Source organism: Xenophilus azovorans DSM 13620 (assembly GCF_000745855.1).
Taxonomy (GTDB): domain Bacteria; phylum Pseudomonadota; class Gammaproteobacteria; order Burkholderiales; family Burkholderiaceae_C; genus Xenophilus; species Xenophilus azovorans.
Window position 1 is genome coordinate 284,612 of the sequence record NZ_JQKD01000005.1, and the last position, 22,343, is coordinate 306,954.

The following is a 22,343-nucleotide window of genomic DNA, read 5'->3' on the forward strand; positions in this document are numbered from 1 at the left end:
TGATCATCTCCCCAACCAAACGAGAAAGGATGAGACCCCATGGGGACAGAGATCAAGACGCCCGTGCTGATTGTGGGCGGGGGGCCGATCGGCCTGTCGATGGCCATCGAACTGGGCTGGAGGGGGATCGAGTCGATCCTCGTGGATGAGGGCGACGGCACGATCGAGCATCCGCGCACCGGCCTGATCGCAGTGCGCACGATGGAGCTGTTCCGGCGCTGGGGGCTGGCGCAGCGCGTGCGCGAATGCGGATTCCCGGACGACTATGACCTTTCGATGGTGTTCTGCACGTCGCTCAACGGGCTGATGCTCGATCGCGAGAACTACCCGAGCATGCGCGAGGCGCCGACGCCGCCCGAGACACCCGAGAAGAAGCAGCGCTGCCCGCAGCTGTGGCTGCAGCCCATCCTCACCGATGCGGCACGCGCCGAACGGAAGGCCAAACTGCTCTTCAAGCACCGCTTCGTTTCGCTGCAGCAGGACGACCAAGGCGTCACGGCGGTCGTCACCGACCTGAACACGGGCAAGCCCGTCCCCATCCGCGCGGACTACCTGCTCGGCTGCGATGGCGCTACCAGCCAAGTCCGGGAACAGGTCGGCATCAGGATGGAGGGCCGGCTGCTCAGCTACTCGGTGAACGTCCTGATCCGCGCGCCGGGGCTGGTGCACAAGCACAAGATGGGGCCGGCCGAGCGCTACCTCTTCGTAGGGCCGGAGGGAACCTGGGGCAATCTGACGGTCGTCGACGGGAACGATATCTGGCGCCTGACGGTGCTCGGATCGGAAGAGAAGATGGATCTCAAGAACTTCGATCCCGCCGCTTGGGTCCGGCGCGCTATCGGGCGCGACGACGTGGAGTTCGTGGTCGATTCGGCCATCCCGTGGCGCCGTAGCGAGATGCTCGCCGATCGCTACTGCGAGGGCCGCGTCGCGCTCGTGGGCGATTCCGCCCACACCATGTCTCCGACCGGTGGCATGGGCATGAACACCGGCGCGCAGGAGGTGCTGGACATCGGCTGGAAGCTCGAGGGGCTCCTCAACGGCTGGGGCGGCCCGACCCTGCTGCGCAGCTACGAGGCCGAGCGCCAGCCCGTCGCGCAGCGCAACATCGGGTTCTCCACGCAGAACTTCAGGGCGTGGCAGGACACGCCCAGCCCGGCGGCGGTCTGCGACCTGACTCCCGAGGGCGAGAAGGTGCGCGAGGACCTCGGCAAGCGGCTGCGCGAATCCACCCGCGTGGAGTGGGAGTCGCTGGGCCTGCAGATCGGGCATCGCTACGAAAAATCTCCTATCTGCGTGCCGGATGGAACGCCGCCTACGCCGGACGACTACTCGACGTACGTCCCGACAACGCGTCCTGGCTCGCGCGCGCCCCATGTCTGGCTCGAGGATGGACGCTCGACGCTCGACTTGTTCGGCCGCGACTTCGTGCTCATGTGTTTCGACAAGCGCCTGCAGGCAGAGACGGACGCCTTCGCCAGGGCCTTCGCCGCCAAGGACGTGCCCTTCAGGACCGAGCACATCGAGCAGGCTGATGTGGCGACGGCGTACGAGGTGCCGCTTGTCCTGGTTCGGCCCGATGGCCACGTGGCATGGCGCGGCAGCCGGGCTGAGGCCCCGGGCGCCGTGGTCGATACGGTCCGTGGCGCGGTATAGATTGCTTCGTTCGCCCCCCAAAACTTACATGGAGACATCAAGAATATGAACACTGAAATGCTCGGCCGCGCGTTCAAGACGCTGGCGACCGCTATCCTCGGCTCCTGCATCGCGTTTTCATCGCACGCCAATGGCTATCCCAACAAGCCCGTCACGCTCGTCGTGCCGTTCACTCCCGGTGGCAGCAACGACGCGCTGGCCCGCGCGGTGGGTCAGAAACTCGGCGAATACTGGAAGCAGCCGGTCATTGTCGACAACCGGCCGGGCGCTGGTGGGAATGTCGGCACGAAGCAGGCGGCGAGGGCGGCGGCGGATGGCTACACCTTGCTTGTCGTCGCCAACAATTTCGTCACCAACCCGTTTCTCTATCCGGACGGACGTGCCGGCTACGATCCCGTCAAGGAATTCGTTCCCATCACCCAGTTGGGCCGGGTGCCCTTCGTCCTGGTCGTCCACCCGGGCGTGGCAGCCAAGTCCACCCAGGAATTGATCGCCCTGGCGAAGTCCCAGCCAGGCAAGCTTTCCTATGGTTCCGCTGGCGTCGGAACCCCGCACCATCTGACGGGCGAACTCTTCAAGAGCGTGGCCGGCATTGACATGGTGCATGTTCCGTACCGGGGGGCACAGCCCGTGGTGACGGATCTGATCGGCGGGCAGATCCAGGTTCTTTTTGGCGTCGCGAATTCGGTGCTTCCGCACATCAAGACCGGTGCCTTGCGCGCGCTCGCGGTTGCAGGTGAGCAGCCCTTGTCCTACCTGCCGAACGTCCCGACCGTGGCCAGTGCCGGCTTCAATGGTTTCCGAAGCGAGGTCTGGATCGGCTTGGTCGCGCCGGCTGGCACGCCGGCCGATGTCGTGGCGAAGATCGAGGAATCGGTGGGCCGGGCGCTGCGCGATCCCAATGTCAAGGCTGCACTGGAGGCACAAGGCCTCGAACCCGCCCCGTCGAACCCAGCCGCCCTGAAAGCACTTATGCAGGAAGACATGGTGCGGTGGTCCAAGGTCATCAAGGACACGGGCGCGCGCGCTGAGTGACCAGGGCGTAAAGCACGCGAGGTAGCAGCGCAAGCGGCTTTCCCGTCATTGTCTTCCGAGGAAGTTAGGTTCACTTCTCGCACGACAATGACGTGCGCCACACGGGCTGTACGCCAATCACCGCAGCCCGTCGCGCCAACCGTCGCTCCCGGCTATGCCGCATCCGTCCATCGATGATGCATTGGCCTTTCGTCCACATGCACAGTGGCAGGTGGTTCCGTCGTGGCGGTGCGGGCCCCGTGCCAAACCAATTGCGCTGGTATCCGCTGCCGCTGACCACCGCTCACGGACTTCAGCCAAGGCATGTCGACGATGGCGGGCAATGCGTCATCCTCCGTCGCCCGCACTAATACATTGCCTGGATCACTTGTGCACCTCTCCGGCGATAAAAGTCCGTAGCCACTGGTTGGCAGGCTCCCTGTGGAAGCGTTCGTGCCAATAAAGAGCAACTTCAAAGTCTGGCAACTGTATGGGCAGGCGCACTATCTTCAAGGGGAAATGCTTGGCCAATGTCTCCGCAAGGATGGCCGGTGCCATCCATAACAGGTCTGAATCGATCAAAAAGTGCGGCGCGGAGAGGTACTGCGGGATGCGTAGCTTTATACGCCGACGGGCACCCATATCCACTAATGCTCGTTCCAGCGCAAGGTGTCCGCTACCGGAGGTTTCGACCAGTAGGTGATCGTAATCCAGCAGTTGTGACGCCCCCAGTGGACGGCTCGCTAGAGGGTGGCCCTTGCGCATCACGCACACGTAGTTCTGCTTGAGCAACGTGCGCTTGTGGATGCTGGATTCAAGTGACGGCAGGAACCCCAGTGCCAGGTCAATCTGTCCTTCCGCGAGTCCGTGCACCGTTTCGTCCAAGGGTTTGAAGACCGTGCGAATTTTGACCTCCGGCGCTTCGATGGCGAGTCTTTTGATGACCGACGGCAGTAAGCGTCCGGTGAAGTCATCTTGAAAGCGCGATAGGAGCAAAGGATGCTCGTGTCCACCAGAACTTGAACCGACCCCCGAACCTTGGACAGTTATGGTCTCATGCAGGCGCCGCGGCGTCCTGCATCCTGTACGCCACTGGGCTCAGGCCGCCGAGCCCGAGCTTGATGCGATCCACGTTGTAGTAGCGAATGTAGTCGTGAAGGGCGTCTTTCAACGCCTCGGTCGTGTCGAACTTGTTGAGATGGAACATCTCGCACTTCAGCGTTCCGAAGAAGCTTTCCATGGCTGCGTTGTCATAGCAATTGCCCTTGCGCGACATGCTCTGGACGACCCCGCTCTGAAGCAGGCGTTGACGGTATGCGGGCATGCGGTATTGGGCGGATTCAACCGGTCGATGCAACACCGGGTTGATCAGCCGATTTTAGGTAGTCATTCAGCGCTTCAGCCGGCGTCTTCCAGCCCAACGTTTTGCGAGGTCTGTTGTTCAAGGTCAGTGCCACGGCTTGAATGTCTTGCTCACTCCACCGAGACAGGTCGGTGCCCTTGGGGAAGTACTGGCGCAGCAACCCGTTTGTGTTCTCGTTCGTACCGCGCTGCCATGGACTGCGAGGATCGGCGAAGAAGACTTTCACCCCCGATTCGATAGTGAACCGTGCATGGTCGGACAGCTCCTTGCCACGATCCCAAGTCAATGACTGCCATAGCTGGGTAGGCAGCTTCGTCACTGTTCTCTTGAGCGCGTTGGCCATGGTCACGGCTCCGTAACCCGCCAGCGCAGGACCATTCTTTGTTCGAGGAGTCAGTCCATAGCCTTCCTCGCGCGGCAGGTGCACGAGCATGGTGAAACGGCTTGACCGTTCCACCAGCGTGCCAATGGCCGACCTGTCCAGGCCGATGATCAGGTCCCCCTCCCAGTGACCAGGGATAGCACGATCTTCTATCTCAGCAGGGCGGCTGGAGATCATCACATCTTCACTGACATGTGCCCACGCTTTGGCCTGGGACCTGGCCCGTGGCGTGCGCAAGGCACGCCCTGTGCGCAGGTAGGTGACCAGCTCGCGCTTGAGGGCGCCTCGACCCTGGATATAGAGCGCTTGGTAGATGGCTTCGTGTGAGATGCGCATGGAAGGATCATCCGGGAAATCGACCCGCAGCCGGTTTGCAATCTGCTCCGGCGACCAGCCATTGACCCACTTGCGGTCACCACGATGGGGCTTGTTACGCCCGATAAATGGAGCTTGCCGAGGCCCCGCAATCTCGCGCCCTTGAGCATCACGGATCTTGCCCTCCAAGCGGTCTTGGACATATTGGAGCAGACGCTGGTCCTTCACGAGCTTGGCCGGCTTGGGCCTTCTGGCGACCAACTCGGACTTCCACTGTGCGACCGACGCCCGATATTCGAGCTTCCCACTGCGCGTGGCAGCATTGCGGGCCAATTCTCGTGAGACTGTCGAGGGACTTCTCCCTATGACGCGAGCAATCTCCCTTACCCCAACGTCTTGGGCTCGCAGAAGAGCGATCTCTTCTCGCTCGGCGAATGAAAGATACCGTCCAGATATGGGGTTTGAAAGAAACAATGGCATGCCGCCACGATGACGGAACCAGCGGCCACCAGCCGGCTGGGAGACACCTACGGCCTCCGCGGCCTTCTCGCTCGTGATCCCGGTCGCGATTTGCTTCCAGAATTGCCGCTCGATCTCACGTCGAAGCGAAGGCGCACCCGGACAGCGCATTGCGTCTCTCCCTGTCAATTGCTTCATCCATCCTGCGGGTCGTCCCATAAACACCTCCTGGTTGAAGGTGTTGCGACGACCGGTTGAATCCGCCTTGCCATCCTTGGTCCGAATGCAGAATCGGTCGCTGGCCGGAAGCGAGCCGGATGAACGCCTTGGACAGCATGTTCTTGATCATGATCGGGAGCGGACGTTCTGCAATCTCGTACGACACGATCTCCCGGTTGTAGAGGTCCATCACCGGCGACAGGTACAGCTTCTGGTTGTTGACCTTGAACTCGGTCACGTCGGTCACCCACTTCTGGTTGGGCTCATCCGCTGTGAAGTCGCGCTCCAGGCGGTCCGGCGCCGTCTCGGAAGCCGCGCCTTCATAGGCCTTGTAGCGTTTGGGGCGAACCAGCGACTTCAGCTGCATCTCGACCATCAGCTTCTGGACTGTCTTGTGGTTGACGACGAGCCCTTGCTGGCGCAGTTCAGCGGTGACCCGGCGATAGCCATACCGACCCTTGTGACGGTTGAAGATCTCGCGGATCTTCGCCTTCAGGTCGCAGTGCCTGTCACCTGTGCCGAGAGCCTTCAGCTGGTAGTAGAAGCTGCTGCGCGCCAGTTCAGCGGCGCGCAGCAGATCGCCGAGAGGAAAGTTCGGCCTCAACTCGAGCACGATCAACGTCCTTTCACGGGCGCCGAGCGCGACTTGGTTCGAGCCAAGGCCTGCACTTTTTTTAGGTAAGCATTCTCCGCGCGCAGTTGCTGGAGATCGCGTAGCAACGCCTCGCGGCTGCGTTGGTCGTTCGCCACCGCCTCGCGGTCATCGCGCCTGTTCGGCGGCTTGCTCATCCTCTTCTGTTCCCACTTCCAGCCAGGCTGCAAGGCCGCCGCCCCATGAGCGACGTACAGCCGGTTCCACTCCGCCACCAGGTCGAGGCGCCGGATATTGAAGAGAGCCGCAACCTGCCTGCATGACAGCCCCTCATCCTGCATCCGGCGCAGGACCTCGAGCTTGAAGTCGAGATCGTAGATGGCGCGCCTCTTCGCCACCAGACCAGCTTTTCCGTTGGCCTCGTATGCGGCGATCCACGCCCTCAGCGAATCAACGCCGACGTCGTGCGCGCTGGCGGTGGCACGCAAGCCGCCGACGCCCTTCCTGTAGGCCAAGACGGCCGCAAGCTTCTGCTTCTCTGTGTACCTGGTCACTTCGAACCCTCGAGTTCGTCCAGGTTTCGGGGGTCAGATCAAACTCTTGGTGGACACGTGGACACTACCGAACAGCAACCCTCGCCAGGCCGTCGGCGCCGACGGTTGCATAGCGATGAATTCAAGGCCGACGCCGTGGCCGCGGCCTCGCAGGCCGGCATGTCGATGGCCTCGGTGGCCTTGGCGCGCGGGATCAATGCCAACTTGCTGCGCCGCTGGGTCCGCGAGGCGGAGCTGCCGCAAACCGTGGCAACGGCCCAGCCTGCAGCTGCTGCATCGACGTTCGTCCCGGTCCGGATGCCAGAGCCTGTCGCGCAGCCCGCGGAGATACGCATCGACGTGCGCCGCGGCGCAACGACGATCACGGTGTCCTGGCCGATGGCGGCCGCTGCCGAATGCGCAGGCTGGATGCGCGAGCTGCTGCGGTGATCCGGATCGAAGCGGTGTGGCTGGCCGTGCAGCCGCTGGACATGCGCGCCGGGACAGAGGCCGCTTTGGCCCGCGTCGTCAACGTGTTCGGCCAGGCACGCCCACATCACGCGTACCTGTTCGCCAACCGGCGCGCCAATCGCATGAAGGTGCTGGTGCATGACGGCATCGGCGTGTGGCTGGCCGCGCGGCGCCTGAACAGCGGCAAGTTCGTCTGGCCGAAGGAAGGCGCTGCCACGGCTGCGCTCAGCCAGGCGCAGTTCGATGCCCTCGTGCTGGGCCTGCCGTGGCAGCGCATTGGCGAGGCCGGTGTCATCCGGGTGCTGTAGCGCTGCGCAATTGCCGAATCTGCCGATGGACCTGCGCGCCATGGGTCGGCAACATCACGATCCGTGATTGCCCTGCAGCAACTCGACGCCCTGGACCCGCAGCAGATGCGCCAAGCGCTGCTGACGCTGATGGCCGAGGTGGCGGCCAAGGACGAGCTGCTCGCACGCCATGCGCGCGAAGCCACTTTCAAGCAGGCGCTGATCGACAAGCTCACGCACGAGGTCGCCAACCTGCGGCGGCTGAAGTACGCCGTCACCAGCGAGAAGTTCTGCGCTGGCATGAGCGCCGAGCAAAAGAGCCTGATCGAAGAGACGCTGGACAGCGACATCGCGCAGCTGACGGCCGAGCTTGAACAAGCCGATGCCGACGCACAGTGCGCCAAGGACAAGAAGGCCAAGCAACATCCCAGGCGCGAGCCGCTGCCAGCGCACCTGCCGCGCCGCGACGTGCACCACGAGCCGCAGAACACGGCCTGCGCCTGCGGTTGCGCGATGAAGCGTATCGGCCAGGACATCGCAGAGCGGCTGGACTACGAACCTGGCGTGTTCACGGTGGAGCGCCACGTGCGCGGCAAGTGGGCCTGCCGCGACTGCGAGAAGCTGGTGCAAGCCGCTGTGCCGGCACACGTGATCGACAAGGGCATCCCGACCGCGGGCTTGCTTGCGCAAGTGCTGGTGGCCAAGTTCCTCGACCATCTGCCGCTGTACCGCCAGGAACGCATCTTTGAGCGCGCCGGCATGCTGATCGCGCGCTCCACCTTGGCACAGTGGGTCGGTGAATGCGGCGCGCAACTGCAGCCGCTGGTGGACGCGCTGACAAACGAGCTGCTGCGCCACGGAGTTCTGCATGCCGACGAGACACCGGTGGGCATGCTCAAGCCGGGCAACAAGAAAACCCACAAGGCCTACATCTGGACCTACTGCACCACCAGCTTCAACGCGACCCGGGCCGTGGTGTTCAACTTCGCGGAGACCCGTGGCGGGGAGAACGTGCGCGGCTTCCTGCGCCAGGACGACACCGGCGAACAGGCTTGGCGCGGCACCCTGGTGACCGACGGGTTCTCCGGCTACAAGGCCAGCTTCGAGCGCGGCGTCACCGAGGCTGGATGCGTCGCGCATGCCCGGCGCAAGTTCCACGAACTGTGGGCCAACCACGCCAGCAAGGTCGGCCAGCAGGCGCTGAGGTACTTCCAGGTGCTCTTCAGGATCGAGGAGGACATCGCCGCAGCCACAGTCCAGGAGCGACGACGCGTGCGGCAGCGCAAGTCGCGAAGGGTGGCCGCAGCGCTGCACAAGTGGCTGCTGGCGCAGCGCCAACTCGTGCCGGACGGTTCGGCCACCGCCAAGGCCATCGACTACAGCTTGAAGCGATGGAAGGCGCTGACGCGCTACATCGACGATGGCGACGTGCCCATCTCCAACAACTGGGTCGAGAACCAGATCAGGCCAATTGCACTTGGACGGTCGAACTGGCTGTTCGCCGGCAGCCTACGTGCAGGCCAGCGGGCCGCAGCGGTCATGAGCCTGGTGCACTCGGCCAAGATCAACGGCCACGATCCGTACGCCTATCTCAAGGACGTTCTGGAGCGGCTACCCACACAGCCTGCCAGTCGGATCGAGGAACTGCTGCCGCATCGTTGGAAGCCCTTGGCTGTCGCTCACTGAGCCTACTCGGCGAAGTCAAGATGACTTCGCCGGACGCTTACCGACGGCAGGCAAATCATCTCACCGATGTCACGCGTGCGGATCACAAAGCCTCGGTTGGCCGTGAGCGGATCAAAGGTCATGCGCTTGACCTGAGTTTGTCGAATCAATGCAAGCGCGTCGAGCACCGAAGGCGATATGGCTTCGGCCATGGGAGTCGGTTGCATGCGACGGCCCACGAGGGTGAAAAGCTTGTCTTGGTAGCCGTCTCGCAGTCGCTTGAGCGAACCGCTTACAGCCGCTTGGGAGACGCCCAGCCGCGTGGCTGCGGAGGTCACGGATCGGTCTAGCCAAAGCGCCTCAAACACCAGCATCAGATTCAGATCTCTCAAGATGTTTCCTTAGTACGGTCCTGAAGTATAAGTTTCGCTGATTTCAATCTATCAATGATTCGATCTAGATTGTTCTGAGGGGGCTGCCCAGAATAGAGAAAAAGGAGACAACATTGGAGACGAACCTACCCACTGTAGGACTGGTCGGCATCGGGCAGTTGGGGCTGCCGTTGGCCTGCAACCTGCTCAAGTCCAGGTATCGGGTCATCGGATACCGCCGATCACACTCGCACGAGTTCGTCGCTGCAGGCGGCATCGCTGCGGACTCCCCAGCTTCCGTTGTGCGGCAGTCGGACGTGGTCCTGATGTGTCTGCCCAGCGAAGAAGCACAGCTGAATGTGCTCGAGGGGAAGGGCGGTGTGCTGGGTGCGCTCAAGCCCTCACAACTGGTGATTGAGTTGGGCACGTACAGCCGCGCTTTCAAGGTAGAGCAAGCGCTCCGCATTCAGGCGGCAGGCGGCCGTGTGTTGGAAGCAGAGGTTAGCGGTTCGCCTCCGATGGTGGTCCAGCGCCGTGCGGCCCTGTATCTTGGTGGCGATGCCCAAGTGGTCGAGGAATGCCAGCCGCTGCTCGATGCCATAACCCCCAATCAATTTCTTCTGGGTGAATATGGCTCGGCTGTTGCCATGAAGCTGATCGCCAACTACCTGCTCACCATCCACACGCTGGCGGCGGCGGAGGCTATGAATCTGGGCAAGCGTGCCGGTTTTGATCCGCGCAAGGTGGCTGAAGTCATCGCCCAAGGTGCGGGCGGTTCAGCCATGTTTTCTTTGCGAGCACCCATGATGGCTGAACGCCGCTTCCAACCCGCACCCGGGCCGTTCGTCACGTTGGCAAAGTACCTTGAGCTCGGCTCCCGGATGGCACAGGACCTAGGCTGTGTCACACCACTGTTTACGACAGCGATGCCCTTTTTTCAGCGTGCCATCGCGCAAGGCATGGGCGACGAAGACATCGCCGCAGTGATCAAGCTGATCGAAAGTGATTCTGAGGCCCAAGGCAAAAGCGATCAATAGGACAGTCATGCTCGTCGAACAACGTACCTATGAACTGCAGCCCGGAACGCTGCATCAGTTCCTCCACGCCTACGAAACTGAAGGCTTGGCGCTGCAGTCTGCTGCGCTGGGCAATCTGCTGGGCTATTTCACCACCGAAGTGGGTGAACTCAATTGCGTGGTCCATCTCTGGGGCTTCGATTCCTATGAAGATCGGCAGCGGCGGCGATCAGAGCTGTCGGCGAACCCTGCATGGCGTGCTTTCCTTCAGAAAGCAGGATCCGCTGTCAAAGCGCAGCGCAACCAGCTTCTCAACCCGACTTCGTTTTCCCCCATTCGCTGAGGCGTCACCATGATTCGTACCTTGCTTCACGTGGGCATGACCGTTCCAGAATTGGAGATCGGCAAGGCCTTTTATGAGCTTTTTGGCTTGCAATCGCGGGTTGTCGGCAACGACCTGGTGTTCCGCTGCGAAGGTCGGGCGCAAGATCAGATCCGGCTAATGCAAGGTGCCAAGAAGAAGCTGAGCTACACAGCGTTTGGAACCGATGCCAGCGGCATGCAGGTGCTGCTGGCCAATCTCGACCGCGCCGGCGTGAACAAAGCCCCCTCTCCGTTCGGCGAAAGCGAGGGCATCTGGTTTCAGGATCCCCATGGCGATTGGATCAACGTTCAGATCGCCGAGGCGGCACCTTCAGCGCTCCAACCTCCCGTGGAGATCAACGCGCCAGGGCACTACCGACGTATCGGCGAAAGGGCTTGCGATGTCAGCTCGCTCAAGAAGCGGGCCCGTCCACGCCGCCTTGGCCACCTCATCAAGTTCACTCCCGACGTGGAGCGTTCGGTGGCGTTCTACACCAAGGTGCTGGGCATGAAGGTTTCGGATCAAGCCCAAGGTGTCCTTGCCTTCCTGCGTGGTGCGGCTGGCGGAGATCACCACATGGTCGCCTTCGCCAAAAGCTCGCACACCGGTCTGCACCACCTGAGTTTCGAGGTTGGCGACATCGATGAAATCGAAATTGGAGCGCAAACCTTGCTGCGCGCGGGTTACCGCGATGGGTTCGGGCTTGGTCGCCATGTGGGTGGATCGAACTACTTTCACTACATCCGTGATCCCTGGAACAGCTTGGTGGAGTATTTCTGGGACATCGACGTGATCGCGGAGGATGACAACACCTGGGTTCCGATGAACGTCGCTCCCGAAGAGGTTGTTGCTGTGTGGGCGCAAACCCCGCCACCGCTGGAATTCGTGGTCAATTTCGAAGAAAGGGAGTGAGATGTCTGCCAACGACGCGCAAGCTCAACTGGCTCAAATGCTCAACAAGCCCTTGTATGTGGCATTGCGTGAGCCCAAAGACCTCAATCGGATGCATGAACTGTTGTCTGCTCACCTGGCATGGGCCGTCGGTTCAGAACGACGTGGGGAGATTTTTGCTTCGGGCCCGTTCGTCGCCGAAGGATGCCCTCCGGGAACGCAAGGCGGCATGACCATTGTCCGCGCGGGTTCATATGAGGAAGCCCATCGAATTCTGTCGTTTGATCCGTTTGTAAAGGAGGGCGTTGTGACCTTCACCTTGCGCAAATGGATCTTGATGGAGGGCGGGTTCAGTGTGACTGTGCGCTTCTCCGATCAGAGTTCTCGTCTGAGCTGACCTATCCATCCGAATGTGAGGAAGCGGCTGCCCATCAGGCTAATCCGTGAAATCGCGCCTCAAGGAATTCCTTTGAAGTACCAATTGTTTTCTTATCAGTCGGCCACGGGGCCTCAAGCCGGCATCGTAGTCAGTGGCGCGAGCTTTTCACTCGGAGGCGCCCAGATTGTCAGCGATGGGATTGATGCACCGGTCTTGACGTTGGATGCCCTACTGCAAGACTGGTCATCATCACACGTCAAGTTGAGCGCACTGGCAGAAAGAATCGCTGCGCAACCCGAGCGCTTTGCAGCGGAGCGATTGGACGCTGCGCATGTGCGCTTTCTTCCACCGTTGTTGAATCCTGGGGTGATCTATGCGGCGGGTGCGAACTACCGCGATCACGTGGAGGCGATGTCCAAAGCGACCGGCGCGAAGCTGGTCCTCGATCCCAAGTCAGAAGGGGTCGATCCTTGGCATTTTATTAAGGCGGGCCGCTCGACGCTATCGCCTCACCACGGAGAGGTTGCATTTCCTGCTCATACCCAACGCCTCGATTGGGAAGCCGAGCTGGCGGTTGTGATCGGACGACACGCTTCGCGGGTGCCGGTCGATGAAGCGCTCTCATATGTGGCGGCATACAGCTGCGCCAATGACCTCTCCGCGCGGGACAACATGATTCGCCAGACTGTTGACCCGAGCTCGCCATTTCGCTTTGACTGGATTGGCCACAAATGCTTCAACGGCTCGTGCCCTATGGGGCCTTACCTGACGCCTGCCGAGTTCGTGCCGTCTCCTGAGCGCCTGGGAATTAAGCTCTGGCTTAACGGAGTGCTTAGACAGGACTCGAACACTTCCAACCACCTCTACAGCGTCGCAGAACAGATTTCGTATCTCAGCCACCGCGTGGACCTGAACCCTGGCGACGTGTTGCTGACGGGCACACCCGCAGGGGTCGGGGCCGAGGTCGGTGAGTTCCTCAAGAAAGGCGACGAAATGCGCGTCTGGATCGAGGGTTTGGGTGACCTAGACACCCGGTTGGTGTAAGCAACTATCAGGAGCCACAATGATTCCTCGCCGCACCTTTCTCTCAGCCGCAGTTGCCAGTTTCGTCCTGCCCCTGATCTTTGACCGATCGGCACACGCACAAGCCAGCAACAAGCTGGCGCATATGGTGGTGCCATTTCCCGCTGGCGGAGGCACCGACGCCGTGGCTCGCCTGACGGTCGACAAGATACGCCACGAATACCCGGCCGGGCTGGTGGTCGACAACCGCGCTGGCGCCTCCGGCCGTCTGGGCGCCGAGTTTGTGCGGAACACCGAGCCTGACGGCTTGAACATGCTGTTCACACCGGACTTCGTGATGACCATCTTCCCGCACAGTTTCCGCAAGCTGGGCTATAACCCTCTGCAGGATTTCGCTCCGGTCGCGCTGTGCTCCAAGACCGGCTATGCGCTTGCCGCCGGTCCAGGTCTGCCCGCCAGCGTGACCAACGTCCAGCAGTTCGTCTCTTGGTGCAAGGCCAATCCGACCCGAGCCTCTTTCGCCTCCACTTCTGCGGGTGCTGCGTCCCACTTCGCCGGCCTGATGTTGTCCAAGGCCATCGGCGTGGACCTGCTGCATGTGCCCTACAAGGGCGGAGCTCCCGCCCTGCAAGACTTGATGGCAGGCCAGATCCCCGTCAGCATTAACCCCATCGGCGAGGTCTTGCCCCAGCTCAAGAGTGGACGCGTGCGCGTGCTCGCAACCACCGGCACGCAACGCAGTCGTTTCCTGCCCGAGGTGCCGACGCTGTTCGAAGCGGGCTTGCGCGACATGGTCGTCGAATCCTGGCTGGGCGTCTTCATGCCGGGCAAGACCCCACCTGAGACCGTCGCCAAGGCGTCCACCTGGATCAACGCAGCATTGCAGACACCCGAATTGCGAGAAGGCTATGCAGGCATCGCCATGGAGACCGTGCAAAGTACCCCGGCTAGTTTCACCACCACCATCAAGGCCGACATCGAACGCTGGGGACCCATCGTCAAGGCTTCTGGATTCACCGCGGAGGAATGACCCCAGCACCGCCGTGTACGTCCCCCAGGACACACAAGGCGAACGGCGGCGAGTCAACCCAATCAGCCATCAAGCCCTGCCCGGGGCCGGACAACTGAAGTTTGAAACAATCGAGAGATACCAGGAGAAATTCTTGATTAAGACGACCATGAAAATGGCAATGGCCATCCTCGGTGCGGTGGCAATGGGTCACGCCAGTGCAGATGTGAAGATTGGATTCCTGGCCACATTATCTGGCCCCTCGGCTGAAAATGGCATCGACCAGCTGGACGGGTTCAATCTGGCGGTTGAGCAACTGGGAGGCTTGTTAGGGGGGGAAAAGGTAATCGTAGTAAAGGAAGACGATCAGCTAAAACCTGAAATCGCTATTGCTTCCGTCACCAAGCTGCTGGATCGTGACAAAGTGGATGTGGTCACCGGCCTGACATTTGCCAATATCTTCATGGCTTTGCAAGGAAAGATCGGCGCCACGGATGTGCCATTTATCGGATCGGTTGCCGGACCTTCTCCAACCGCTGGCGCGCAGTGCAAGCCGAATCTCTTCGTGACTTCCTGGCAAAGCGACGGCCCTGCCGAAGCAATGGGCAAGTACATGGAAGACAAGGGGCTAAAACGCATCTCGACGTTTACGCCAAACTTCGTGGGAGGTAAGGACAAGATTGCCGGTCTCAAGCGCTTTTATAAAGGACAGATCTCCGACGAGATGTACACCCCATTGAACCAGTTGGACTTCTCGGCTGAGTTGACTCAGGTCAGCGCAAACAAGCCTGACGCCATTTTCGCGTTCTATGTCGGTGGGCTTGCGCCCAGCTTTGTGCGGCAGTACCAGCAAATGGGGTTGCTTGGAAAGGTGCCACTCTACACAACGAACACCTTGGAAGGCGCGGCGATCGATGTTATGGGTTCTGCTGCGAACGGCCTTCTGGTGGCCGACGCCTGGACGCCTGGCATGAACAACCCGCAGTCGAAGCAGTTCGTCGCCGCATACGAGAAAAAATACGGTCGCATGCCGTCATCCTTTGCGGCGTACAGCTATGACACGGGAATGCTTCTGGACGCAGCGATTCGCTCTGCCAATGGCAAGGTTGACAACCGCAAGGCGTTTGCCAAGGCCATTGCGACGGCGCAGTTCAAGTCAGTTCGCGGTGATTTCCGGTTTGGCAAGAACAACTACCCCGTGCAGGATTACCACGTCTTTCAGATTTGGAAAGAAGGTAATAGGCAGCGCACGGAGTTCAAGTTGGTGGCGGAGGGGATACTCAAGGGCCACGCAGATGCATTTGCGCCTCAGTGCCCCTTGAAGTAGTCCTTGTTGACCATCAGCGGCGTGAGCGACTTCTTCGGGTTGAGTTTGTCTGGGTTGGTGCGGGTCTACTACGTCGTGTCGCCTTCGCTCGTTGGGCTCAACCTGGCGGTTGGCAACATGCGGCAGTCGTTCTTCGAAATGGCCATGCACGGAGCTTGGCTGGTCGCCTCGATTGACTTGGTATTGCACCCACCAGATTGTGGCCTATGCGCTGCCTGCCATGGTCTGTGGGCCGGCGGGTCTGCTGTTCGCTAGCCTCAATCCATACGCCTCACCCAGAAGTATGGCCTGGATGATGTCAGATGAGTTGATTGTGATGGTTATACAGGGTGGCAGCGGCACCAATGGCGCGGGTAGGGCGACGCTGAGCAGTCAGCATTCGGGCGAGCTACGCGCTCGGACGCTTCGTACTGTTTGAGAGGCAGGACTCAGAGGCTCGGCGCGCACTAAAAAGCGCAACTTCTTGGGTGCAGATTGCTTTCGCGCGCCGCAGGTTAACGGGATTCGACTGGGCTATATCCGCATCTACGCAGCCATGGACTTCAGACTACTACGCTACTTCGTTGCTGTCGCGGAGGAATTGCATCTTGGACGCGCGGCCGAGCGCTTGGGCATCGAGCAGTCGCCCGTGTCACGTGCCATGCGCGATCTTGAGGGTTCGTTGGGTGTGCAGTTGTTCGATCGCAGCACCCGCCAGACGCGGCTGACTTGGGCCGGCCAAGTATTCCTGGGCGAATGCCGCCGCGTGCTGGCGACAGTGGAGCAGGCAGTCAAGAGCGCGAAAGCAGCGGCGCAGGGCTACCAAGGGTATCTACGCATCGGCATCTGTGACAGCCTAGCGCAGCCGCGTATCGCATCTTTGCTCGCGCGCAGCCGCGAGGACGAGCCTGAGCTGGAGATTCGCGTCTTCGAGATGCCCTTCGCACAACAGCTCAAGGGCTTGCACAACGACCTGTTGGACATCGGCTTTGCGCTCTCGAATGCGGTCAACGACGGGCTGCTCGCCGAAGCGGTGTGGACTGATCCCTTGTCGGTGATCGTGCCGGCGCGCCACCCGTTGCTGGCCCATGGCCACGTCAAGCTGGACGATGCGCTTAAGTTCCCGCTGGTGCTGTGTCATCCTGAAGCGGCCTCCGGCTGTTACCATCAGATCCAGTCCGCGCTCGAAGGCGCGTCCGTCGCGCTCAAGGTGGTCGACCACGTGACCAGTTTGGGTGTGATGCTGACCTTGGTCGGAGCGGGCTATGGCATCGGCTTCGCCATCGCCTCGCAGGTGCAGGCATTGCAGCGGGCGGACATCGCTGTCCGCCCGCTGGTTGGCGTGCCGCCCACACTAACCACCTACCTGCTGCGTCGGCAAGGCGACCCCACGGAGCCAGTGAAGCGCTTCATGGAGCGGATAGCAGCTATGGCTGCACGCACGGGGCCGTGAGTTGTTGTAGGTGGCCTTGGGCGTTAGCTGGGCAGGTCCTCTCTCTGCTTTGGAGGGATGGGGTAAGCAGACATTGGTGGCGCTTCTTGGTTTGGTGTAGAATCAAAGACTTGGCACCGGTGGCCAACCTTTTTGAAGTAGTACATAATTTAGTACATCGACGGCGCCGGACAAGAAAAAAGTCCAGTGTTGTCAAGGAGTTAGAGCGGGGATTCAGGTCTCTTTTCCCGCTCCAATTTATGATCTACAGACTTCCACTGACGTCTGTAAGTCATTGAAAAGAGGAGCTTCGGCTCCTTTTTTCATTCCAGCGAAAGCCACGGAAGTCCACTGACAGCCACCATTTTTGAGGCCAAAAACAAGGCCAAAGAATGCGGGTCGTGCCGGTTCCGGGTTGTTGCTGGGGTTGGATCGGGATGACAAGCAGCATCGGGCCTAAGTCCAAGACTTAGGAGCTTGATGATGACACTCTCTGATCTGACCGTGCGGCAAGCCAAGGCCGCCGAGAAAACCTACAGCATCCCCGACACCGATGGCCTCGGCCTGGTGGTCGCCCGCACCGGCGGCAAGTCGTGGCATTTGCGCTATTACTGGCTCGGCAAGCAAAAGCGCATCTCCCTGGGGAACTACCCCGAGATCGGTTTGCGCGAAGCGCGCACCTTGCGCGACGAAGCCCGGGCGCTTCTGGCAAAGGGCGTCAACCCCCATACCGATCGGAAACAGAAGCGACACGCGGTCAAGCTTGCGGCCGACTACACCTTCAAGGCCGTCTTCGATGCGTGGGTCGAGCATCGCCGCAAGGAAATCAAGGAGGGCAGGAACAGCACGCTGTCGCAGATCCTGCGGATCTTCAACAAGGACGTGCTGCCTAGCCTCAAGCAGATGTCGATCTACGACATTCGCCGGCCCCAACTCCTGGGCGTCCTGGCGAGGATCGAGGAGCGCAAGGCGTTCACCACTGCCGAGAAGGTCCGCACCTGGCTGGGGCAGTTGTTCCGCTATGCCCTCGTCATCGTGGAGGGGCTGGAAGCCAATCCGGCCTCCGACCTGGACGTGGTGGCCGAGCCCAAGCCCCCGGTGAACCACAACCCCTACCTGCATCTTCCGGAGCTTCCCGAGTTCCTGCACAAGCTCAGGCTCTACAACCCTCGTGGTTGGCAGACCCAACTCGGCATCCGGCTGCTGTTCCTGACCGGCGTGCGTACCGGCGAGCTGCGGCTGGCGACCCCGGACCAGTTCGATCTCGACCGTGGCCTGTGGATCATCCCGCCGCAGATCGTCAAGCAACTCCAGGACGAGATGCGCAAGGCCGGCAAGCGCCCGCAGGACGTTCCGCCCTACATCGTGCCGTTGTCCGTGCAGGCCATCGAGATCGTGCGCTACCTGTTGGGTGTGATGAGGCCGGCTCAGGTCCATCTGCTCACGCACCGCAGCGAACTCAAGAAGCGCATCAGCGAGAACACCCTCAACGCGGCCTTGAAACGAATGGGCTACAAGGATCAACTGACCGGTCACGGCATCCGCGGAACCATCTCGACGGCGCTCAACGAGATCGGCTATCCCAAGATTTGGGTGGACGCGCAGCTTTCGCACTCGGACCCGAACAAGGTGAGTTCGGCCTACAACCACGCCAAGTATGTTGAGCCGCGCCGCCGGATGATGCAGGACTGGGCGGATCGTCTCGATCTGCTCGAACAGGGCCAAGTGGAAGCGGCCAGCGCGCATCTGACGATGCGTATCGACGGGGTGCCGGCGATGGCGGAAACTGAGGACGTGGTGGACGCGGTCCCCATGGTGGCCGAGCCCGCTTCCCCTGGCGTCCCGCCGATGGTGGCCACGCCCATCGTCGTGACCCCGAACAGTGGCGAGATCACGTTCCAGCGGCTGTCGCAGGTGCCGCCACCGCCGACGCATGCTCCGGAGCCGGAAGTCTCCGCAATCCAGCGGGAGCGCGAGGAAATGCTGGCCATGTACGAGTCGCCGAACAATCTGCCGGTGCCGCTGTTCGGCAAGCTGGCCGGAAAGTCCAAGGACCAGATCAACCGGGAGCTGAAAGCCGGCAAGCTACTGTCCATCAGCCTGGGCAATCGGGGGCAGCGGGTTCCCGACTGGCAACTGGTGCCGCTCAAGCACAAGCTGGCTCAGGTGCTCATGAATCAATGTCCGCGGGCGGACTCGTGGGATCTGTATCGCATGCTCACCCGGCCACATCCGGACCTGGGTGATCGTGCCGCCATCGACATCGTGACGCCAAGCAATCTGGGCATGGTCGTCCGGGTCATCGCGGCCACCCACCAGCAGACAGGTGCGTCTGAGGCTGGCTTGCCGCCGAGGCTCATCCCCGAGGACGTCCAGCAGAGCGTTCGTCGGCTGGTGGACAGCGCTGCGATGCTTGAGACGGCGTAATCCGAGGTTCGACGGTACCGTGGCCAGCGGCACCATTCCTGTCGCTGACCACTGCATTTCGCCTTATTGCAACGATGTGCCCGAGCGCACCACGACGGCGTACAGATCGGCAATCGTCGCCAACGCGCCCTCATGCAGCACCTCGGCCGACACATTCACCACGCCCCTTCGGATGGGCCGCGTCGCGCATGCATCGGCCACCACGGTGGGCTGGTTGCCGCGTAGAAACGCACCCTCGGCGGTGAACGTCACGCACATGTGAGTCATTAATCCCATGACGATGACCTGTTTGTTACCGGCCGCCTCAACGCGCTCGCCCAAATCGGTGCCGACGAATGCATTGGGCGCCGTCTTGACGACCACGGGCTCGTTGGACAGCGGCGCGACGGCGGGATGAATCTGCCGATCTTGGCGGCGAGGTCGTAGGGCGAGCCCTCTCCACCATCGTGAACGACATGGATGCTGTTGGTGCCGGCGGCGCGCGCCCGGGTCAACAGTTCAGATGCCGAAGCCAGCGCCGGCTGCCAGCCGGCCAGTTCCATGACGCCGCGCGTGTAGGTGTTCTGGTAGTCCACGAGGATCAAGGTGGCACCGTCTAACGTGGCCGGTGTGGGGTCCAGTCCGTTGAGCTGGCGCAGCGTGGTCGAGGAGTTCATGGTTGTACTTCCTTGAATGGGAAATGGAGGATCCGGCCATCAGAAATGACCGCCTCGTCATGCTAGAAGCGCAGCGGAATGTCGGCAATGTCATCTAACATGTAGATTCAGACATTGCGGTGCGCGGGCACCCACGGAGCTTGCAGCATGGCAAACATCAAGCGCCTCATCGTCATGGTGCTGTTCGAGCACGTCTATCTGCTGGACGTGACCGGTCCGGCCGAGGTGTTCTCACTTCTTCAGCGCGAGATGGACGAGCCGACGGGCTACGAGGTGGTGTTGGCGGCTGCGACGCTTGCGCCCGTCATGACTTCGGCCGGTGTGCGTGTACTGCCCGATACGACATTCGCCGACCTCGCCCCCCGTAGGATCGACACCCTCGTGGTGCCGGGCGCGGTCGAGGTCGATGCGCAGCGACGCGTGCGCGCCGTCGTAGCGCCTTCGGTGGTGGTATCTGTGAGGGCGCTTGCAGGCCATACCCGACGCCTCGCGTCCGTGTGCGTGGGCGCGCATGTCCTGGCTGCGGCAGGCCTGCTCGAAGGCCGTCGTGTCACCACACATTGGTCCACCGCGCAACAACTCGCTGACGAGCACCCGGAGGTCAAGGTGGATGCCGACCCGATCTTCATCCGCGACCGTGATGTCTGGACCGGCGCCGGCCTGACCGCCTGTCTGGACCTGGCGTTGGCTTTGGTCGCCGATGACTTCGGCGAGCGGTTGGCGCTGCGCGTGGCGCGCCAACTGGTGATGTTCCTAAAGCGCCCGAGTGGGCAAAGCCAATTCAGTGCCTCGCTGGAACCGGCGTCCAAGACCCGGCGCATGGATGCGCTGCGCCACTACATCATGCGCTGCATCGGTAAGCCCATGAGCATCGCGGAACTGGCCGAACAGGCACATGTAAGCGATCGGCAACTGACCCGCATCTTCAAGACGGAATTGAACATGACGCCGGCCGCTTACATTGAATCGGTGCGCGTGGAGATGGCGCGCAATCGGTTGGAAACCACCGACGAACCGCTTGAACGGATTGCCACAACCTGCGGCTTCAATACCACTGACGCGCTCAACCGCGCATTCCGCAGGACCCTGGGCACCACGCCGGCCGAGTACCGCAGCCGGTTCAGGACAGTGTGCTGATCGCGCCCGCCTCGCCTGTCACTATCAGATCGTAACTGCAACCTGCAGCGCTCTGCGCTCGAACCGCTCGGTCGCCGGAGTGGCTTGTACGTAGGGCCGCTGGAGGTACGTCACGACCTCGTAGGGGCCGTCGGCGAGCGATCGCATACTGAGTCCCCATCCGTGAGCGCGCTCGATGCGCGATTGCGTAGAGATTCCCACGCCATAGCCTGCGGCGACCTTGAGCGCCAGCATCTCGAAGGAAGCCACGTACTGCGTGCTCTGCTGCCTCACCGCAGGAAGTGAAGACAACCGCTGATCCAGCAAAGGGCAACTCTCTGCCTGCCAGCGGAAGACAGGGTGATCCAGCAAATCGGCGATCGCGAGCTTGGCGTGATCCATCAAAGAGGATCGCAACGGCATAGCAACTGCCATGTGCTCGATCCACAAGGGTTGTGTATGGAGAGCCGAATCGGTCGCTCCTTGAAGCGACATCGCTGCGTCGTAATGGCCATCCTTCAGTCCCGCAAGAATCTCGTCACCTCTGACCTCAAGGAGCGCTATGGTGACCTCTGGCTCTTCGGCGCGTTGGAGCGCAAGCAGGTCCGAAAGCCTCGATGACGTTACGCCTGGCGCTATCGCAAGCCTGAGATGGGGAGGTTGGCTGATGACGGTGGGCATGTGAGCCTATAAAAGCGAAAAAGCAGATCAGGTTCAGCCAACATGAATTAATAGAGTGAAGTTTAACGTCTATAACTTTAACGTGGTTAATTTTTGCGGATTATTCGACGCTTCTGCTGATGCAGAAGCCCACTATTCAGCCAGGTCGTCCCGCTGGCACATCTACGTATGAGTCCGCTCCAGCAATGGCGTTTGGGCAGGCCGTACGCGCAGCGCGTGTCGCTCAAGCAATCGCTCAAGACGAGTTCGCAGCCCTGGCAGGCATTTCGCGCTCGCACATGGGCAAGATCGAGCGTGGCGAGCATGTACCCACGCTCCCCCTCATACTTAAAATTTCCATGGCGCTCAAGATCAGTGCGGCCGAATTGATCGCGGTGAACCGCCCCGGCTTTCGCGGAGGCTCCCTCGTTTGAGAAGATGGAGCCATCATGAGGAAGTCAGTGAAGTTTTCGCCGGAAGTGCGCGAGCGTGCGGTGCGCATGGTGTTCGAGCATCAAGGAGAGCACGCGTCGCAATGGGCGGCGGTCGTATCGATCGCCGGCAAGATCGGCAGCACGCCGCAGACGCTGCTGAACTGGGTGCGTCAGCACGAGCGTGACACGGGCCAGCGCGAAGGCGCGACCACGGCCGAGGCCAAGCGCGTCAAGGAACTGGAGCGCGAAGTGCGCGAGCTTCGCCGCGCCAACGAGATCCTCAAGCTGGCCAGCGCGTTTTTC

At 61.3% G+C, this 22,343-nt stretch carries 25 protein-coding genes and 1 pseudogene; 18 read left to right on the forward strand and 8 right to left on the reverse strand.

The genetic code is table 11. From position 1 onward, the window contains the following. Positions 1-39: 39 nt before the first annotated feature. The 3 genes from Q392_RS04205 to Q392_RS34155 all read left to right on the forward strand — a co-directional run bounded on the left by Q392_RS04205 (position 40) and on the right by Q392_RS34155 (position 3,041). Positions 40-1,656: an FAD-dependent oxidoreductase gene (locus Q392_RS04205; RefSeq protein WP_038201680.1), complete on the forward strand. Its 1,617-nt coding sequence runs from the start codon at positions 40-42 to the stop codon at positions 1,654-1,656. Between the two features lie 45 nt (positions 1,657-1,701). Next, on the forward strand, positions 1,702-2,691 hold the full coding sequence (locus Q392_RS04210; RefSeq protein WP_038201683.1) for a tripartite tricarboxylate transporter substrate binding protein: 990 nt from the start codon (positions 1,702-1,704) through the stop codon (positions 2,689-2,691). Between the two features lie 92 nt (positions 2,692-2,783). Further along, positions 2,784-3,041, forward strand: a complete 258-nt coding sequence (locus Q392_RS34155) for a homogentisate 1,2-dioxygenase (RefSeq protein ID WP_157007752.1) — start codon at positions 2,784-2,786, stop codon at positions 3,039-3,041. Positions 3,042-3,054: 13 nt separating this feature from the next. On the opposite strand, the gene Q392_RS04215 is transcribed toward Q392_RS34155, so the two are convergent. The 5 genes and pseudogenes from Q392_RS04215 to Q392_RS04230 form a co-directional block, all read right to left on the reverse strand. Further along, a complete protein-coding gene (locus Q392_RS04215) occupies positions 3,055-3,666 on the reverse strand; it encodes a LysR substrate-binding domain-containing protein (protein ID WP_051952873.1) in 612 nt (203 codons plus the stop codon). Positions 3,667-3,724: 58 nt separating this feature from the next. Beyond that, a pseudogene (locus Q392_RS04220) lies at positions 3,725-4,033 on the reverse strand (IS3 family transposase); the annotation flags it as partial. Then, the gene (locus tag Q392_RS31730; protein ID WP_084216809.1) at positions 4,011-5,387 is read right to left on the reverse strand and encodes an IS30 family transposase; all 1,377 of its coding nucleotides are present in this window, start codon (positions 5,385-5,387) and stop codon (positions 4,011-4,013) included. The gene Q392_RS31730 and the pseudogene Q392_RS04220, both read right to left, overlap by 23 nt. Next, a complete protein-coding gene (locus Q392_RS04225) occupies positions 5,326-6,027 on the reverse strand; it encodes an IS3 family transposase (RefSeq protein WP_051952877.1) in 702 nt (233 codons plus the stop codon). Before Q392_RS04225 ends, Q392_RS31730 begins: the two co-directional genes overlap by 62 nt. Continuing rightward, complete coding sequence (locus Q392_RS04230; RefSeq protein WP_038201686.1) at positions 6,024-6,554, reverse strand: helix-turn-helix domain-containing protein; 531 nt, start codon at positions 6,552-6,554, stop codon at positions 6,024-6,026. Before Q392_RS04230 ends, Q392_RS04225 begins: the two co-directional genes overlap by 4 nt. 105 nt (positions 6,555-6,659) lie before the next feature. On the opposite strand from Q392_RS04230, the gene Q392_RS04235 reads away from it, so the two are divergent. From Q392_RS04235 to tnpC, 3 genes are all read left to right on the forward strand, one after another. Beyond that, complete coding sequence (locus Q392_RS04235; RefSeq protein WP_084216811.1) at positions 6,660-6,983, forward strand: transposase; 324 nt, start codon at positions 6,660-6,662, stop codon at positions 6,981-6,983. Beyond that, on the forward strand, positions 6,980-7,312 hold the full coding sequence (gene tnpB, locus Q392_RS04240; RefSeq protein ID WP_038201692.1) for an IS66 family insertion sequence element accessory protein TnpB: 333 nt from the start codon (positions 6,980-6,982) through the stop codon (positions 7,310-7,312). Before Q392_RS04235 ends, tnpB begins: the two co-directional genes overlap by 4 nt. 63 nt (positions 7,313-7,375) lie before the next feature. Further along, a complete protein-coding gene (gene tnpC, locus Q392_RS04245) occupies positions 7,376-8,977 on the forward strand; it encodes an IS66 family transposase (RefSeq protein WP_038201695.1) in 1,602 nt (533 codons plus the stop codon). A gap of 2 nt (positions 8,978-8,979) precedes the next feature. On the opposite strand, the gene Q392_RS04250 is transcribed toward tnpC, so the two are convergent. Further along, positions 8,980-9,348, reverse strand: coding sequence for a LysR family transcriptional regulator (locus tag Q392_RS04250; RefSeq protein WP_084216815.1), 369 nt, complete (start codon positions 9,346-9,348; stop codon positions 8,980-8,982). Positions 9,349-9,461: 113 nt separating this feature from the next. Here Q392_RS04250 and Q392_RS04255 point away from each other — a divergent pair, with 113 nt between their 5' ends. The 9 genes from Q392_RS04255 to Q392_RS04290 all read left to right on the forward strand — a co-directional run bounded on the left by Q392_RS04255 (position 9,462) and on the right by Q392_RS04290 (position 19,174). Continuing rightward, positions 9,462-10,364, forward strand: coding sequence for an NAD(P)-dependent oxidoreductase (locus Q392_RS04255; RefSeq protein ID WP_038201698.1), 903 nt, complete (start codon positions 9,462-9,464; stop codon positions 10,362-10,364). Positions 10,365-10,371: 7 nt separating this feature from the next. Next, positions 10,372-10,686, forward strand: a complete 315-nt coding sequence (locus Q392_RS31735; RefSeq protein WP_060984522.1) for an NIPSNAP family protein — start codon at positions 10,372-10,374, stop codon at positions 10,684-10,686. A gap of 9 nt (positions 10,687-10,695) precedes the next feature. Next, complete coding sequence (locus tag Q392_RS04260; RefSeq protein WP_038201701.1) at positions 10,696-11,619, forward strand: VOC family protein; 924 nt, start codon at positions 10,696-10,698, stop codon at positions 11,617-11,619. 1 nt (position 11,620) lies between these two features. Continuing rightward, positions 11,621-11,995: a YciI family protein gene (locus Q392_RS31740; RefSeq protein WP_060984523.1), complete on the forward strand. Its 375-nt coding sequence runs from the start codon at positions 11,621-11,623 to the stop codon at positions 11,993-11,995. Between the two features lie 72 nt (positions 11,996-12,067). Beyond that, complete coding sequence (locus tag Q392_RS04265) at positions 12,068-13,021, forward strand: fumarylacetoacetate hydrolase family protein (RefSeq protein WP_038201704.1); 954 nt, start codon at positions 12,068-12,070, stop codon at positions 13,019-13,021. A gap of 19 nt (positions 13,022-13,040) precedes the next feature. Further along, complete coding sequence (locus Q392_RS04270; RefSeq protein WP_038201707.1) at positions 13,041-14,030, forward strand: Bug family tripartite tricarboxylate transporter substrate binding protein; 990 nt, start codon at positions 13,041-13,043, stop codon at positions 14,028-14,030. A 133-nt stretch (positions 14,031-14,163) separates the two neighbouring features. Next, positions 14,164-15,336, forward strand: a complete 1,173-nt coding sequence (locus tag Q392_RS04275) for an ABC transporter substrate-binding protein (protein ID WP_245610636.1) — start codon at positions 14,164-14,166, stop codon at positions 15,334-15,336. A 463-nt stretch (positions 15,337-15,799) separates the two neighbouring features. Continuing rightward, positions 15,800-16,768, forward strand: a complete 969-nt coding sequence (locus Q392_RS04285; protein WP_425425157.1) for a LysR family transcriptional regulator — start codon at positions 15,800-15,802, stop codon at positions 16,766-16,768. Positions 16,769-17,230: 462 nt separating this feature from the next. Then, positions 17,231-19,174 carry a tyrosine-type recombinase/integrase gene (locus Q392_RS04290; RefSeq protein WP_009516244.1) on the forward strand — a complete coding sequence of 648 codons (1,944 nt, stop codon included), beginning with the start codon at positions 17,231-17,233 and terminating at the stop codon, positions 19,172-19,174. Positions 19,175-19,237: 63 nt separating this feature from the next. Here Q392_RS04290 and Q392_RS33790 read toward each other — a convergent pair whose 3' ends face one another. Further along, the gene (locus tag Q392_RS33790) at positions 19,238-19,573 is read right to left on the reverse strand and encodes an isochorismatase family protein (protein ID WP_244889981.1); all 336 of its coding nucleotides are present in this window, start codon (positions 19,571-19,573) and stop codon (positions 19,238-19,240) included. Between the two features lie 404 nt (positions 19,574-19,977). On the opposite strand from Q392_RS33790, the gene Q392_RS04300 reads away from it, so the two are divergent. Beyond that, positions 19,978-20,967 carry a GlxA family transcriptional regulator gene (locus Q392_RS04300; protein ID WP_009516242.1) on the forward strand — a complete coding sequence of 330 codons (990 nt, stop codon included), beginning with the start codon at positions 19,978-19,980 and terminating at the stop codon, positions 20,965-20,967. A 24-nt stretch (positions 20,968-20,991) separates the two neighbouring features. Here Q392_RS04300 and Q392_RS04305 read toward each other — a convergent pair whose 3' ends face one another. Further along, positions 20,992-21,627, reverse strand: coding sequence for a LysR substrate-binding domain-containing protein (locus tag Q392_RS04305; protein ID WP_035624309.1), 636 nt, complete (start codon positions 21,625-21,627; stop codon positions 20,992-20,994). A gap of 119 nt (positions 21,628-21,746) precedes the next feature. Between Q392_RS04305 and Q392_RS31745 the strand changes: the two genes are divergently transcribed. Next, entirely contained in the window at positions 21,747-22,040 is a 294-nt protein-coding gene (locus Q392_RS31745) for a helix-turn-helix domain-containing protein (protein WP_084216818.1), read from the forward strand. A 15-nt stretch (positions 22,041-22,055) separates the two neighbouring features. Beyond that, on the forward strand, positions 22,056-22,343 hold a 288-nt coding region (locus Q392_RS04310), incomplete at its 3' end, for a transposase (RefSeq protein ID WP_038201871.1).